At 46.9% G+C, this 16115-nt stretch carries 13 protein-coding genes; 9 read left to right on the forward strand and 4 right to left on the reverse strand.

Features of this window, described 5'->3' with window-relative positions:
• Positions 1-61: 61 nt before the first annotated feature.
• The 3 genes from J3A84_RS11710 to scfA form a co-directional block, all read right to left on the reverse strand.
• Entirely contained in the window at positions 62-1522 is a 1461-nt protein-coding gene (locus tag J3A84_RS11710; RefSeq protein ID WP_207600221.1) for an aminotransferase class I/II-fold pyridoxal phosphate-dependent enzyme, read from the reverse strand.
• On the reverse strand, positions 1519-2937 hold the full coding sequence (scfB, locus tag J3A84_RS11715) for a thioether cross-link-forming SCIFF peptide maturase (RefSeq protein ID WP_207600222.1): 1419 nt from the start codon (positions 2935-2937) through the stop codon (positions 1519-1521). Before scfB ends, J3A84_RS11710 begins: the two co-directional genes overlap by 4 nt.
• A gap of 83 nt (positions 2938-3020) precedes the next feature.
• A complete protein-coding gene (scfA, locus tag J3A84_RS11720) occupies positions 3021-3170 on the reverse strand; it encodes a six-cysteine ranthipeptide SCIFF (RefSeq protein ID WP_207600223.1) in 150 nt (49 codons plus the stop codon).
• A 278-nt stretch (positions 3171-3448) separates the two neighbouring features.
• Here scfA and J3A84_RS11725 point away from each other — a divergent pair, with 278 nt between their 5' ends.
• From J3A84_RS11725 to J3A84_RS11750, 6 genes are all read left to right on the forward strand, one after another.
• Positions 3449-4105, forward strand: coding sequence for a GDSL-type esterase/lipase family protein (locus J3A84_RS11725; protein ID WP_207600224.1), 657 nt, complete (start codon positions 3449-3451; stop codon positions 4103-4105).
• A gap of 4 nt (positions 4106-4109) precedes the next feature.
• Complete coding sequence (locus tag J3A84_RS11730; protein WP_207600225.1) at positions 4110-4874, forward strand: IclR family transcriptional regulator; 765 nt, start codon at positions 4110-4112, stop codon at positions 4872-4874.
• A 118-nt stretch (positions 4875-4992) separates the two neighbouring features.
• Positions 4993-5637: a bifunctional 4-hydroxy-2-oxoglutarate aldolase/2-dehydro-3-deoxy-phosphogluconate aldolase gene (locus tag J3A84_RS11735; RefSeq protein ID WP_207600226.1), complete on the forward strand. Its 645-nt coding sequence runs from the start codon at positions 4993-4995 to the stop codon at positions 5635-5637.
• Between the two features lie 17 nt (positions 5638-5654).
• Positions 5655-6677 (forward strand): sugar kinase, encoded by a 1023-nt coding sequence (locus J3A84_RS11740; RefSeq protein ID WP_207600227.1) that lies wholly within the window; start codon positions 5655-5657, stop codon positions 6675-6677.
• Between the two features lie 3 nt (positions 6678-6680).
• Complete coding sequence (locus J3A84_RS11745; protein WP_207600228.1) at positions 6681-7628, forward strand: sugar kinase; 948 nt, start codon at positions 6681-6683, stop codon at positions 7626-7628.
• Between the two features lie 142 nt (positions 7629-7770).
• The gene (locus J3A84_RS11750) at positions 7771-8631 is read left to right on the forward strand and encodes a GNAT family N-acetyltransferase (protein WP_207600229.1); all 861 of its coding nucleotides are present in this window, start codon (positions 7771-7773) and stop codon (positions 8629-8631) included.
• Between the two features lie 56 nt (positions 8632-8687).
• Here the strand turns inward: J3A84_RS11750 and J3A84_RS11755 are convergent, their stop codons facing one another.
• Positions 8688-9020 (reverse strand): GNAT family N-acetyltransferase, encoded by a 333-nt coding sequence (locus J3A84_RS11755; RefSeq protein ID WP_242694192.1) that lies wholly within the window; start codon positions 9018-9020, stop codon positions 8688-8690.
• A gap of 386 nt (positions 9021-9406) precedes the next feature.
• On the opposite strand from J3A84_RS11755, the gene J3A84_RS11760 reads away from it, so the two are divergent.
• From J3A84_RS11760 to nifJ, 3 genes are all read left to right on the forward strand, one after another.
• Entirely contained in the window at positions 9407-10477 is a 1071-nt protein-coding gene (locus tag J3A84_RS11760) for an undecaprenyldiphospho-muramoylpentapeptide beta-N-acetylglucosaminyltransferase (RefSeq protein ID WP_342590966.1), read from the forward strand.
• A 204-nt stretch (positions 10478-10681) separates the two neighbouring features.
• Positions 10682-12253 carry an MBL fold metallo-hydrolase RNA specificity domain-containing protein gene (locus tag J3A84_RS11765; protein WP_207600232.1) on the forward strand — a complete coding sequence of 524 codons (1572 nt, stop codon included), beginning with the start codon at positions 10682-10684 and terminating at the stop codon, positions 12251-12253.
• A 210-nt stretch (positions 12254-12463) separates the two neighbouring features.
• Positions 12464-16000 carry a pyruvate:ferredoxin (flavodoxin) oxidoreductase gene (nifJ, locus tag J3A84_RS11770; RefSeq protein ID WP_207600233.1) on the forward strand — a complete coding sequence of 1179 codons (3537 nt, stop codon included), beginning with the start codon at positions 12464-12466 and terminating at the stop codon, positions 15998-16000.
• The last annotated feature ends 115 nt before the right edge of the window (positions 16001-16115 follow it).

Genomic DNA, 16115 nt, shown 5'->3' on the forward strand with positions numbered 1-16115 from the left:
AAAGGAAAGAAGGAAGCGCAGTCTGATCTGATCAGCTGCGCTTCCTTCTTTATACCGTCTGTTACAGTGCCGGATTCTCCTTGAGGACAAAAATCCGGTCTTTCTCTCGGGATCCGGACTTCAGTATGTTCGCGTTCTCGGCGTAGTAGGCGTCCAGGGCATCAAGGATCTCCTCCGTGATCACTTCTCCGGGCAGAAGAAGGGGGATGCCTGGCGGGTAAGGCACGACTTTTTCTGCGCAGATTCTCCCGGAAGCCTCCTTGAGAAGCACTTCTTCCATGGATAGATGGAGCACTTCGTTTTCCGAGAATCTTCGAATCGGCACCTGCATTCTCATGGAGTGATGTGATGGATGTTCTTCCATTGCTTCAGACCATCTTTTTTCGTTCTTCCGTGAAATGGCCTTGAGCGCATGAGCGATCCGTGCCAGATCCTCCTTCTTGTCGAAAGGCGTCAGGATGAAAATGAGATTCTTTCCTTCGGTCATTTCACACTGGATCTGATGCTCTTCCCGAAGGATCCGATCCATCTCAGCACCAGGAAATGGCGCATTGATGACCAGTCTGGTTTCATCGAAGAGAGGCACCTCTTTCTTGCCGAGAATCCGGATGCCGGGAATCTTCATAAGATTGCTTTTCAGAGCGGTGATTTCTTTAAGCAGCGACTGGTATGAAGCGTCTCCCTTTTCCTCCATGTAGTATCTTGCCATCTCCATGGAAGCAAGAAGCGGATAGGAGGGACTGCTGCTCTGGAAAACACGATGATAGTGGCGAATCCGATACCGTTCCTCCTCCGTGAGCTTTTCTGACAGGTTCAGCACCGAGCCCTGGGTGAGACTGGGCAGGGTCTTATGGAAGCTGACGCTGGAGGCGTGAGCCCCTGACTTCAGAGAAGAATCCGGAAGCAGGGGAGAAAAAGGAAAATGCGCCCCATGGGCTTCATCCACCAGGAGATACAGGCCATGTCTGTCGCAGTACTCCGACAGCGGGGCAATGTCCGTGACCATCCCGTGATAGGTGGGGGAAGTCAGGATCACCGCCTGAGCCTTCGGATTGGCTTGATGAACACGCATCAGCTCATTAAGGGTGATGAAGGACGGCAGATTGAACTCTTCCACCATTTCAGGAAGGAGGTAAGCAGGTTTCAGATCAAGGAGAGAGATGGCATGGTAGATGCTCTGGTGGCAGTTCCGCTGAACAAGAACAGTCTCTTCTCTTTTCAGGAGTCCGAAGATCATAGCGTAATTGGAAGCCGTGCTTCCGTTGACGCAGTAGAGGCTTTCCTTTGAACCCATGGTCCGGGTGAGAAGCGCCTGGGACCTGGCGATGATTTCTTCGGGGTAGTGGAGATTGTCTGTGCCTTCCACTTCCGTCACATCAAAACTGTAGAGATTCTCTTTCAGGATGGAAAGCTCCTCGATGGTCTCTTCATTCCGATGACCAGGCATATGAAACCTGGCGTTCTTCTCCTTGGCATAATCCAGGAGACCCTGGATCAGAGGAAGCCTGTCGTAGCGGATCATAGAAACAGCACCTCTTCACGGGTTTCTGCTGCATCTTCTTCCGGTCCATCGATCATTCTTTTCGCTTCAATCATGATGGCGCATTCCAGACGCTTTCTCTGCATTTCACAGCCGATCTTGTAGGGCTTGTGGATGTCTCCATTGAAACTGATGGCGTTGGCGTGACAGCCTCCGGAACAGTAGAACTTGGAGAAGCAGGTTCTGCAGTCCTCTTTGGTATAGACATGGGCGTTTTTGAAGTACGTCTGCATTTCCTCTGGCAGGTGGACTTCCTCTTCCATGATGTTGCCCATCTTATAGGTTTCATTGCCTACGAACTGATGACAGGGATAGATGTCTCCCTCAGGGGTGATGGAGAGGTACTCGGTGCCTGCTCCGCATCCTGTTATGCGCTTGATCACGCAGGGGCCCTGTGTGAGATCCACGATGAAATGGAAGAAGCTGAAGGGGTCTCCTTTGACCTTCATATCCGCATACTCCAGAGCGAGCTTCTCGTATTCCGCTAGAATCTCCGGCAGGTCCTCTTCTCTGATGGCGTAGGGATTCTCATCGGCTGAAACCACAGGCTCCATGGACGTATGCACAAATCCCAGTTCCTTGAAGTGCTTCACGTCTTCGGAGAAATCCAGACTGTTTCTGGTGAAGGTTCCTCTGATGTAGTAGGTCTTGTTTCCTCTTTTCTCCACCAGCTTTTTGAACTTGGGTACGATGAGGTCATAACTTCCTGTATCCACCATGGTCAGTCTCATGTCGTCATTGATTTTCTTTCTTCCATCTAGAGAAAGAACAGCATTGTGCATATGCTCATTGATGAAATCGATCTTCTTGTCATCCAGCAGCACACCGTTGGTGGTGATGGTGAATCTGAAGTTTTTGTTTCGTTCCTGTCCCAGTCTGTTTCCGTAATGGACCAGTTCTTTCACCACATCGAAGTTCATGAGAGGTTCTCCGCCGAAGAAGTCTACTTCGAGATTTCTTCTGTTTCCTGAATGTTCCACGAGAAATTCCAGCGCTCTTTTTCCGACGGAAAGAGGCATCAGGCATTTTGCACCGCCGAAATCTCCCTGCTGGGCAAAGCAGTATCTGCACTTCAGATTACAGTCGTGGGCGATATTCAGGCACAAGGCTTTGATCACCGGTTTTCTGTTTCTGAAGGCTGCCAGTTCAGGGTAGGTGTCTTCCGTATAGAGCAGGCCTTCCTTTTCCAGCTCCTCTACTTCCTTTAGGGATGCGCTGATTTCTTGCGGTTCATAACCGTCCATTCGTGCATGAAGCGCTCTTTCATCCATCTGGCCGTTTCTATAGGCTTCGTAATGATCCAGAAGATCATAGGTGACATCGTCCACCACGTGGACGGATCCTCCATTGACATCCATGACGATATTGAGTCCGTTCATCCTGTATTTATGTATCATATTGTTTTTCCTCCTGAGTGATAAATGAAATAAGAAAAAGAAAAGGGAATGATGTTCGCATCACGCCCTTCACTTCACGTTATCTATCTGTCTGCATTCTCACATTCCTGATTTGCTACAGTACAGGAAGTTTTGCAGGCGGACTGGCAGGATGTCTGGCATTCTCCGCAGCCTCCCTTGATAACGCTTTTCTTTAGAGTGCTTTTTGTCAGTGTCTTGATGTGTTTTTTCATAGTGAAAACCTCCTCTAAATAGTGCGTAAATATTATATCACATAGAACGGATTTTGTATTTAAATTAACGCGAGGAAACTTCATTAGAGAAAATTTTAAAGTGAATGCGACCTTAGGAGATGTACAGTGCATGTACTCTGAAAATAATGAAGGGACTGATGAATTTCTCCACAAATGTTCCGAAGCTGCATTGAAATCATTATCATTTTAAAGGATAATGATAATGAAAACAAAACCGGGATCTTCAGTGGATCCTATGACAAAAGGAGTAGACTTCGATGGAGAAAAGAGTACTATGCTTTGGAGATTCCAACACGTGGGGATTCAACGCCAAGAACGAACAGAGATTTTCAAAGGAAATCCGATGGACCAGAAAACTACAGAAACATCTGGGTGAGGAGTATGAAATCATAGAGGAAGGCCTGAGTGGCAGGTGTGCTGTCTGCGAGGATCAGCTGAGGGAGGGACTGAAAGGGCTGGATTACATCTATCCCTGCATCATGACCCATAAGCCGCTGGATCTTGTGATCATCAAGCTTGGAACCAACGATTCCAAAGAGCGCTACAGTATGACGCCACATAATATTGCCATGGGTATCATCAGAGTGGCAAATAAGGTTCTGCACAACGGAGTGGGCAGTGACGACAGTGATCCGGAGATTCTCATCGTTGCACCAGCGCCCATCGGGAAAGACTATATGCATGTGGATGCCTATTTATCTATGGGACGCGAAGCGGACAGAAAATCGAGAGACATGGTGCCCTATCTGGAAGAGATGGCTAGAGAGAACGGTTTTCATTTTCTAAATGCAGGTCTGCATCTGAAGATGGGCGAGACGGACCATATGCATCTGGATGAAGAAGGTCATGAGAAGATGGCTGAGATCTTAAATCAGAAGATCAGAGAAATCTTCAATGACAAGGAGACGAGGTGATTCTTTGGCAGATACAGTACAATCCATAGACAGAGCCATGCAGCTTCTGGACGTGCTGTCCCAGCATGTGGAGGGGGTAGGACTTCTGGAACTTGGTGAACGGGTGCATCTTTCAAAGAGCACCGTTCACCGGCTATTAAGCACACTCATTTCGAACGGTTATGTGAAGCAGCATGAAGGGACGGGCAGATACCATCTCACCATGAAGATGTTCATTCTGGGGTCCAGGCCCATTGAGAAACTCGATGTACTGAAAGTGGCGAGACCATATCTGGAAAAACTGAGAGACCTCTCAGGGGAAGTGATTCATCTCGTCATCATGGATGGATCTGAAATTCTCTATGTGGATAAGGTGGAGTCTGAAAATACCGTGAGAATGTACTCGAACATCGGAAAGAGAGGAACGCTCTATTCCACTTCGGTAGGGAAGGCCATGCTGGCGGATCTTGAGGATGAAGAAATCAGAAGATTATGGAACCAGATTGAAATTATTGAAAAGACGGATTATACCATCACGGATTTTCCATCCTTCATGGAGGAGATCCGGGATATCCGGGAAAAAGGCTATGCCATGGATCGCCAGGAGAACGAGCTGGGGGTGAAATGCATGGGCACATCGGTGCTGGATTACAGCAGCAGACCCGTTGCGGCGTTCAGTATTTCAGGACCTGTGCAGAGGATGACCGATGAAAAGGTGGAGGAACTGGCCAGGCATATTCTCGATGCCAAGAAGGCCATCTCTCAGGAACTGGGTTATTTTTCCAAATAAGGTAAATTTCTTCATAAACCGATTGCAAATGGAGAGGGTTATGGAGTAAAATAAACCTGTAGCAAAATTATGGAACCGTGTTCCACATTATGGAACTTTAATATGAAGGAGGCAAACTATGATCCCTAAAATTGAAACACTGACCAGAATCATGGAAGCAGGAATTGTTGCCGTTGTAAGAGCAGACAGCGAAGAGCAGGCGGAGAAGATCAGCAAGGCCTGTATAGAAGGCGGCGTACCAGCCATTGAGGTGACATTCACCGTACCAGGAGCCCAGAATGTGATCACATCCCTGAAGAATAAGTTCAAGAAAGAGGAACTCATCATCGGGGCAGGAACCGTTCTGGATTCGGAAACTGCAAGAATCGCGATTCTGGCCGGTGCAGAGTACATCGTGAGCCCAGGATTTGATCTGGAGACTGCAAAGCTGTGCAACAGATATCAGATTCCCTACATGGCAGGATGCATGACACTGACAGAGATCATTACTGCCATGGAAGCAGGGGTCGATGTGATCAAGGTGTTCCCTGGAAGTGCCTTCGGACCAGATTTCATCAAGGCCATCAAAGGGCCACTTCCACAGACCGTGCTGATGCCTACAGGAGGAGTCAGTCTGGATAATGTAGGAAAATGGATCAAGAACGGATGCGTTGCGGTCGGTGTCGGTGGAGACCTGACAGGCCCAGCCAAGACCGGTGATTATGATAAAATCACGGAAATCGCAAAAGAATTTGTCGAGAAGATCAGAGAAGCAAGAAAGTAAAGGAGTCGATGAAGAAGATGAAAAGAGTAGTAACATTAGGAGAGATCATGCTGAGACTCTCCACACCTGGATTCGAGAGATTTGTTCAGGCGGACAGTTTTGATGTCTGTTATGGCGGAGGAGAAGCCAACTGCTGCGTTTCCCTATCCAATTATGGCCTGGAGACCAGATTCGTCACAAAGGTGCCAAAGAATGATATCGGACAGAGCGCAGTGAACTCCCTGAGAAGATATGGCGTGGATACAAATTTCATCGCGCGCGGTGGAGACAGGCTCGGCATCTACTTCCTGGAGACAGGAGCATCCCAGAGAGCATCCACTGTCATCTATGATAGAGCTCATGCAGCCATTGCGGAAGCGAAGGTGGATGAATTCAACTGGGATGAGATCTTTGATGGGGTGGACTGGTTCCACTTCACAGGCATCACACCCGCATTAAGCGATGATGCGGCTGAGCTTACACTGGCAGCGCTGAAGGCTGCCAAGGCCAAGAACATCACGGTTTCAGTGGATCTCAACTACAGAAAGAAACTATGGAGTGAGGCAAAGGCCAAGGAAGTCATGACCGGACTCATGGACTATGTGGACGTATGCATCGGAAATGAAGAAGATGCGGAAAAGGTATTCGGCATCAAGGCAGCCGATACAGATATCAGCAAGGGAGAAATCAGTCATGGAGCCTACGAGGAAGTGGCCCGTCAGATCATCGAGAAGTTCGGCGTGAAGCTTGTGGCATCCACGCTAAGAGAAAGCTACTCCGCATCGGATAACGGCTGGTCCGCCATCCTGTTTGATGGAGAAAAATCCTATCTCTCCAAGAAGTATGAGCTGAGAATCGTGGACCGTGTGGGTGGAGGAGATTCCTTCGCATCCGGCCTCATCTATGGTCTGGTCACGGAAATGCCATATCAGGATGCACTGGAATTCGCAGTAGCAGCATCTGCACTGAAACATACCATTCCTGGAGACACCAACCATGTATCAAAGGATGAAGTGCTTGCTCTGGCAGGTGGAGACGGATCCGGAAGAGTACAGAGGTAATTCATGGAAGTAGTAACTTTTGGCGAAACCATGGTGCTGTTCAATCCCGAAACTCAAGGCCCCCTGCGTTACGTAGGCACATTCACGAAATCCATCGGTGGCGCGGAGTCCAATGTGGCCATTGCCCTGGCAAGGCTGGGACATAAGGCAGGCTGGTTTTCAAAGCTTGGAGAAGATGAGTTCGGCAGGTACATCAAATCCACCGTCATGGGGGAAGAAGTGGATGTGTCCAGAGTGAAGAAGGATCCCGACAGAACCACGGGCATTCTTTTCAAGGAAAGATTCTCCACAGTGAACCCCAATGTCTATTATTACCGGAAGGGGTCAGCGGCAAGTCATCTGTCCATTGAAGACCTGGATATGGACTACATCTGCAGCGCGAAGATTCTTCATGTGACAGGGATTTCCCTGGCGCTTTCGCAAGAGGTCAGAGAAGCGGTGTTCCATGCAGTGAAGGAAGCCAGAAAGTGTGGTGTCACCATCTCCTTTGATCCGAACATCAGACTGAAGCTCTGGTCAAAGGAAGAAGCAAGAAAATACATCCTGGAAATGGCGGCGCTGTCAGACATCATTTTCCCTGGAAAAGACGAAGCGGAGCTTCTTCTTGGGACAGAGGAACCGAAGGAAGTATGCGACCGATTCCTCAAAATGGGCGTGAAGATTGTAGCCCTCAAGCTTGGAAAAAGCGGATGCTATGTGAAAAGCAAGGACGAAGAGGAATTCGTTCAGGGCTACACAGTTGACCAGCCCGTGGACACGGTAGGAGCTGGTGACGGCTATGCTGCAGGATTCCTCTCAGGATATCTGGAAGATCTTTCGCTGGTAGACTGTGCGAAACGTGCGAATGCCGTGGGCGCCATGGCGACACTGGTGAAAGGAGACATGGAAGGATTCCCCTACAAAGATCAGGTGGAGATTTTCATGGGACTACGAGATAACATCGACAGATAAACCCGAGTCTGTCTTTGTATATATTTGTTCAATTTACCCGATTGACGAAAAAGCTCTGCCGTATGGAATGTACGGTCAGAGCTTTTTTTTCGTTGGTTATCAGATGAATCTGAATTATAATGTTATCAGGAGGTGGCTGATTATGGCCTATACACTGGTCAGTAACTACAAGGAAGATCCGGTGCTGAGAAAATCTTTTGCAGCATTGGCCAAAGAGACATTCGGGATTGATTTTGAAAAGTGGCATGCAGCAGGAGGATGGAACAAGAACTACATTCCTTACAGCTTCTGTTCTGAAGATCGGATCATCGCCAATGTATCGGTAAGCACCATGAAGGTTCTGGTGGAAAGTGAGATGCATAAGGCCGTGCAGATCGGAACGGTCATGACGGAACCTTCCCATAGAGGAAAAGGTCTTGCGGGAACCCTTCTCAGGCATGTTCTGGAGGAGCATGAGGATTCATGTGATTTCTTCTTTCTGGCAGCGGATGAAAAGGCGGTTCCCCTTTATGCCCGGTGTGGCTTTCACCCGGTGAAGAGCTTTCGCTTCATTGTCGATCCGTCATTGTACAGGAAGAGCGGTCCATCTCCTGTGCAGGTCAGGATGACGATGGATGAACTTATGAAGCACAAAAGGGAGTCTCTACCGCTGCAGGCGAAGGTGGCAGCCCTCGGGGAGGAGCATATTCTGGCCTTCTACTATGTTCATGGATTTGATGAATGTATCCATCGACTTTCAGATGATCTTCTTGTTCTCATGGAAATGGAAGAAAATGACCTTCATCTCTATGATGTGTTTTCCAGAAAGGCTTATCGTCTCGAGGAAATTCTGGAAAGAATCATACCGAAGCATGCTGAAAGGGTCATCTGTCATTTTGCGCCGCAAGGGAAACTGAAAGGCCTCAGCCTGGAGGAGGATTCTGATGCGGGATGGATGATCAGAAGTTCTGCGAGCCTGTCGCTCCCGGATGCTTTCACGTTCCCGGATATCTCCAAAGCATAGCGAGAAAAAGAACCTTAGCAAAATGCTGAGGTTCTTTTCTCTGAAACCATGGATGATCATAGACTGATCCAGTAGCGGTCAATGACCGTTCCGTTTGATTCATATGCGTTTTCGAGCTTTCCGCCGATTTTACGGATGGTCTTCTGGGCTGCCTTGTTGTCTCTTGTGATGGTTACCAGGGCTCTTGTGATTCCGCTCGTCCGAAGCCGGTTCAGTGCGAGCTTGACCATGATGAAGGCGTATCCTTTTTGACGTTCTTCGGGTCGGATGCCGAAGCTCATATGTCCGCCAAGCTTCAAAAGATCATCCGTCATGGCATATCGGAGATTGATGGCACCGATGATGTATCCGTTGTCCTCCACAAGAAACAGCGTTTCAGCACGAACCATGCCTTCCGGGTGACTGTTTTCCCGCGATAGCGCCAGCTGCGCCTCTTTCCACTGCGAAAAGGAGTGTGTGCCCATATCGCAGGACGAGGGCGAAATCCGTTGGTTTTCACTACGCCAGGACTCACTATATTCTTTAAACCGATTTTCATCTATGGATTGGATTTCTACTAGTTTTATGACTTTTCACCTGACTTTCCTAACTGATGAAACTATTATATCAAAGAAAATGGACTGGAGATGTTCCTGGTGTCAGGTGTATACATTTACATGGTAAAATATTTGTGAATTCGAATGGGAATATTTGGTATAATAGAGATGTTTGAAAACACAGAAGCGACCTGAATAAAGTAATCGCACTGGACAAGGTCTGTTCTGGCAGAGGGGAAATGAAAAGTATGAAAAAGATTATCATGACAGGTGGAGGTACTGCAGGGCACGTGAATCCGAACCTTGCGCTTGTACCGAAGCTTAGGCAGCTGAGCTATGAAATTAAATATATCGGATCGAAAAACGGCATTGAGAAAGAAATCATCGGAAAAACAAAGATTCCCTATTTCGGTATCTCTTCCGGGAAACTCAGAAGGTATTTCGACCTGAAGAACTTCACCGACCCTTTTAAGGTTGGAGCGGGCTTTTTCCAGTCCCTTCATATACTGAGAAAAGAGAAACCGGACATCGTCTTCTCCAAAGGCGGATTTGTCAGCGTGCCTGTGGTGGCAGCAGCGAGCTTCCTTAGAATTCCGGTACTTGCTCATGAGTCCGATCTGACCCCGGGGCTTGCCAATAAGCTGGCTTCCCGGTTTGTAGACAGGCTTCTTGTGACGTTTCCGGATACGGTATCAAAGATCGGAGAAAAAGCGATTCTTGTGGGCAGTCCCATCAGAGAAGACCTTTATAAAGGGGATGGTGAACGCGCCAGGGAAGCTGCGGGTTTTACGGAGAACAAACCGGTGCTTCTGGTCATGGGCGGCAGCATCGGTTCTGTGAAGATCAATACGACTCTCAGAAAAATTCTGCCGGAGCTTCTTCCTATCTTCAATATCATCCACCTCTGCGGCAAGAACAATCTGGATGAGAGCCTGAAGGAGACCCTCGGCTATAAGCAGTATGAATATGTGGTGGAAGAGATGAAGGACATTCTTCAGGCAGCGGATCTTATTGTATCAAGAGCGGGATCCAATTCCATCTTCGAATTTCTTGCTCTGCGCAAGCCGAACCTTCTGATTCCGCTATCAAAAGGGGCCAGCAGAGGAGATCAGATCGAGAATGCGCAGAGTTTCTATAAGAGCGGATATTCCATGGTTCTTGTGGAAGAGGAACTGACGGATGTATCGCTCAGAATGAGCATCCTGAAGCTGTACGAAGATCGAGAAAAATTTATCAGTCACATGGAAGAGTCGCAGCTCAGTGGTGCAACGGATAAGATCCTGGAGCTTATCGAGAAGTATTCTAAATAGCACAAAACAAAAATTAGTACAGATTGAACAGTGAAAAAGCATGGAAATCCATGTTTTTTCTTATTATGAAGATTATTCATGATGAAACTGTACTAGCTTAAAAACAGATAACCTTATCGGAAACCGTTAATAAACTGAATGTTAACAAAAATATCTGACAATTATTGATATAATGAGAGTAACAACAGATAAGGAGGACCATGTATGCGTATAGAATTTTCAGGTGGCGCAGGAACTGTGACAGGATCCAGTCATTTACTGAGAGTAAGGGACAAAAGAGTGCTTCTGGATTGCGGCTTGTACCAGGGCAGGGATGAAAAAGACAAAGGGAACGATGTCTTCGCCTATATCCCGTCCACCATCGACTATCTCATCCTTTCGCATGCTCACATCGACCACAGTGGGCGTATTCCTCTGCTTTACAAAAGAGGATTCAGAGGGAAGGTCATTGCCACACCACCGGCAGCTGCGCTTTGCAGAATTCTTCTGATGGATTCCGCCTACATCCACGAACAGGATGCGGAATGGGAAAACAAAAAAAGGCAGAGAAAGGGACTGGGCCCCATCGAACCGCTTTATACCGCTAAAGACGCGGAAGGGGCATTGACGCTTCTGGAAGAAGTGGACTTCAACCATCCAGTTGAACTTTTCGAAGGCTTCAGGATGAATTTTCTGGAAGCCGGCCATATGCTGGGGGCGGCCATCACTGAAATGTACATTCAGGAGGAAGAGCGGAAAATCAAGCTTGTCTATTCGGGAGACCTTGGCAATCAGGGGATTCCACTGATGAAAGAACCTGTGGAAGTGACGGAGGCGGATTTTCTGATCATGGAATCCACCTATGGGAACAGACTTCATCCTGATAATCAGGTGGAACATGAGGAGCTTATCAAAATCATCAATGATACATACAGAAGAGGCGGAAATGTCATCATCCCATCCTTCGCCGTGGGACGAACCCAGGAACTGCTCTATATTCTGAATGAATTCCAGGAAGCCGGAAAGCTCGAAAGAGGGGTCAAGGTCTATGTGGATTCGCCTCTGGCTTCCAAATCCACAGCAATCTTCAAAGAATACAGCAGATACTTCGATGCGGAGAGTCAGGAGAAGATGAGTAGAGGAGATCACGTGCTGGAGTTCAAGAATCTGTTCTTCACGGAGTCTGTAGAAGATTCCATGAAGCTGAACCGCACGAAGAAAGGCTGCGTCATCATCAGTGCATCGGGCATGGCCACGGCGGGAAGAGTCAGACATCATCTGAAGCATAACCTCTGGAGAAGTGAGTGCAGCGTGGTATTCGTAGGGTATCAGGCTCATGGCTCCCTTGGCAGAATCATTCAGGATGGTGTGAAGAGCGTCACGCTATTCGGTGAGGATATTGCAGTGAATGCCAAGATCCACAGTTTTTCCGGTCTTTCCGGACATGCGGACAGAAAAGGACTCTACAACTGGGTGAAAGCCATAAGAAAAGGACCTAAGGAAATCTTCCTGACCCATGGAGACCCGGAAGCATCCGAAGCACTTCGGGAACTTCTGGCACACGACGGATATAACGTCAGGGTCGCCAAGGACGGTGATATTGTACCCATCAAAGATTACGTCAAGCTTGTACCAAAAATGGATGATTTTGACCTGGAAAAGAGAACTGTTGAAGCCGCCTTGTCCAATCTGAGGAAAAAAGAGGAACTGATCAAATATATCGAAACCCTTGATTTTCAAAGGGAAAGCGCAGATGAAATTTTAGAGTCCATGGAGAATATCATAAAAAAACAGTAAATATGCGAAAATGCGAAATATATACCATTTTTCGTTGGTAAAACCTTACCAAATATTGTATAATAATGTTGTGTCGTTTGAGTATAGCTAATGATAATTTATTAACTATACTCAAATTCATGCGCATTTATAACCTACGGAAACGTAGTTATATTTTAGAAATCTTTAGGCCGGATTTCTAGGAAATATATATTAAGGAGAGGTATAGACATGAGAAAAACTAAAACCATGGATGGAAATATGGCTGCATCCTACATCTCGTATGCATTTACAGATGTATCAGCGATCTATCCAATTACACCATCTTCAACAATGGGTGAAAATGTTGATGAGTGGGCATCTAAGGGTGTCAAGAATATTTTCGGACAACCAGTAAAGGTCGTTGAAATGCAGTCAGAAGCTGGAGCGGCTGGTGCAGTTCACGGATCCCTTCAGGGTGGAGCACTCACGACTACATACACAGCATCACAGGGATTACTGCTTATGCTCCCAAATATGTACAAAATCGCAGGAGAACTTCTTCCTGGCGTATTCCATGTCAGTGCTAGAGCACTTGCTGCACATGCACTTTCCATTTTCGGTGATCATCAGGACGTAATGGCTGCAAGACAGTCCGGATTCGCCATGCTGGCTGAATCAAACGTTCAGGAAATCATGGACCTGGCTGGAGTTGCGCATCTTGCTGCAATCAAGAGCAGAGTTCCATTCCTCAACTTCTTTGATGGTTTCAGAACATCCTCTGAAATTCAGAAGGTTGAAGTAATCGAATACGATGAGCTTGAGAATCTTCTGGACAAGGAAGCTGTAGCTGAATTCAGAAACAGATCCTTAAACTCAGAAAGACCTGTAACAAGAGGTACAGCTCAGAACCCTGACATCTATTTCCAGGGAAGAGAAGCTGCCAACAGATATTACATGGCTGTTCCAGAAATCGTTGAAGGATACATGGAAGAAATCAACAAGCTTACTGGAAGAGACTATCAGCTGTTCAACTATCATGGAGCAGAAGACGCAGAGCATGTGATCATCGCTATGGGTTCAGTATGTGATACTGCAACAGAAGTTATTGATTACCTGACAAAGAAGGGCGAAAAAGTAGGACTTGTCAATGTTCATCTTTACAGACCTTTCTCCATGAAGCACTTCCTGAACGCTGTACCAAAGACAGTGAAGAAGATCGCTGTTCTTGACAGAACAAAGGAACCAGGTTCAGCTGGAGAACCACTATACCAGGATGTAAGAAACGCATACTACGAATCAGATGTAAGACCTGTCATCGTAGGCGGAAGATACGGATTAGGTTCCAAGGACGTTACACCAGGTCAGATCCTGGCAGTGTTCGAAAACCTGAAGTACAACGAAGTGAAGAACGGCTTCACCATCGGTATCGAAGATGACGTTACCTACACATCCCTTGCAAAGCATGAAGAAATCGATACAACTTCAGAAGGTACCGTACAGTGCCAGTTCTGGGGACTTGGATCAGACGGTACAGTTGGTGCCAACAAGTCTGCAATCAAGATCATCGGTGACAACACAGACATGTATGCTCAGGGATACTTCTCCTATGACTCCAAGAAATCCGGTGGTATCACAGTATCCCATCTGAGATTCGGTAAGAACAAGATCAAGAGTCCTTACCTCATCCAGAATCCTGATTTCGTTGCATGTCATAACCCATCCTATGTGAATAAATACGACATGACCAAGGGACTTAAGGAAAATGGAACATTCCTTCTGAACTGCGCATGGAATGCGGATGAACTGAATACGCATCTTCCAGCAAGAATGAAGAATGCCATCGCCAAGAAGAACATCAAGTTCTACACACTTGACGCACAGTCACTTGCTACAGAAATCGGTCTTGGAACAAGAATCAACATGATCATGCAGTCCGCTTTCTTCAAGCTTGCCAACATTATCCCTGTGGAAGATGCCATCAAGCACCTGAAGGATTCCGTTGTGAAATCCTACGGTAAGAAGGGTGAGAAGGTCGTCAACATGAACTTCGAAGCCATCGAAAGAGGCGTTAACGCACTTGTGAAGATTGATGTTCCAGCTGACTGGGCTTCTGCTTCAGACGAAGCTGCTGAAAAGAAATCTGTTCCAGATTTCATCAGAAACATTCTTGAACCAATGAATGCTCAGGAAGGGGATTCACTTCCAGTATCCGCATTCCTTGGTAGAGAAGACGGTACATTCCCAATGGGAACATCCGCATTTGAAAAGAGAGGAATCGCTGTCAACGTTCCAGAATGGAATATTGAAAACTGTATTCAGTGTAACCAGTGTTCCTATGTTTGTCCTCATGCTGTAATCAGACCATTCCTTGTCAATGAAGAAGAAATGGCCAATGCACCAGAAGGATTTGAAGCGAAGAAGGCTATGGGCGGTAAGGCATTCGCAGATCTTCAGTACAAGATTCAGGTATCTGTTCTTGACTGTACAGGTTGCGGAAACTGTGCTCAGGTATGTCCAGCACCTAAGAAGGCGCTTGTCATGAAGCCAATCGAAACACAGATGCACGAAACAGAGAACTGGGAATACGCACTGTCCCTGACAGCCAAGCTGAACCCAATGAACAAGAACACACTGAAGGGCAGCCAGTTCGAGCAGCCACTACTTGAGTTCTCAGGTGCTTGCGCAGGATGTGGAGAAACTCCATATGCTAAGCTTGTAACACAGCTATTTGGTGACAGAATGATGATTGCCAACGCTACCGGATGTTCATCCATCTGGGGTGGTTCAGCACCAGCATCCGTATACACAACAAACCATCTTGGACAGGGTCCAGCCTGGGCGAACTCATTATTTGAAGATAATGCTGAATTCGGTCTTGGTATCTACCTTGGACATAAGACACATAGAGAAAAACTTCTTCCAATCGCTGAAAGACTGGTGGCAAATGCTGATGCATCAGAGGAGCTGAAGGCTGCTACACAGAACTGGATCGAAAACTTCGATAAGGGTGAAGAATCCAAGGCTGCAAGAGCTGCACTTCTTCCACTTCTTAAGGATTCCGATCTTGCTGAAGCGAAGGAACTGTACAATGAAAGAGACTTCCTGACCAAGAAGAGCCAGTGGATCTTCGGTGGAGACGGATGGGCATACGACATCGGTTACGGTGGACTTGACCACGTTCTTGCAACTGGAGAAAACATCAACGTTCTTGTCATGGATACAGAAGTCTACTCCAACACTGGAGGACAGTCATCCAAGGCTACACCAACTGCTGCAATCGCCAAGTTTGCTGCTGCTGGTAAGAGAACAAAGAAGAAGGACCTTGGTATGATGGCAATGAGCTATGGCTATGTATATGTAGCACAGATTGGTATGGGTGCTGATAAGAACCAGACCATGAAGGCACTGACAGAAGCAGAAGCTTATGATGGTCCATCACTTGTTATCGCATACGCTCCATGTATCAACCAGGGACTTAAACTTGGTATGGGCTTCAGCCAGGAACAGACCAAGAGAGCTGTTGAAGCTGGATACTGGCAGCTGTACAGATACAACCCAACTCTTAAGGAGCAGGGTAAGAACCCATTCACACTTGATTCCAAGGAACCAACAAGAAGCTTCAGAGAATTCCTTGACAGTGAAGTCAGATACGCTTCACTCAGCAAGGCATATCCAGATGTTGCTGAAGAACTGTTTGCAAAAACAGAAAAGGATGCTATGGAAAGACTTGATAACTACAAGAGACTTGCATCTTATGACTATTCAGCTGCAAAGACCGAAGAATAGGAATCAACTGAATATCAGAAATAGAAATGAAGGGCTGTCAGCAATGACAGTCCTTTATTTTATTTAATGGCACTATAAGAATCATAGCAATTTTTACATGCCAATGCACTGATTC

The organism is Proteiniclasticum aestuarii, from assembly GCF_017368455.1.
GTDB classification, from domain to species: Bacteria; Bacillota; Clostridia; order Clostridiales; family Clostridiaceae; genus Proteiniclasticum; species Proteiniclasticum aestuarii.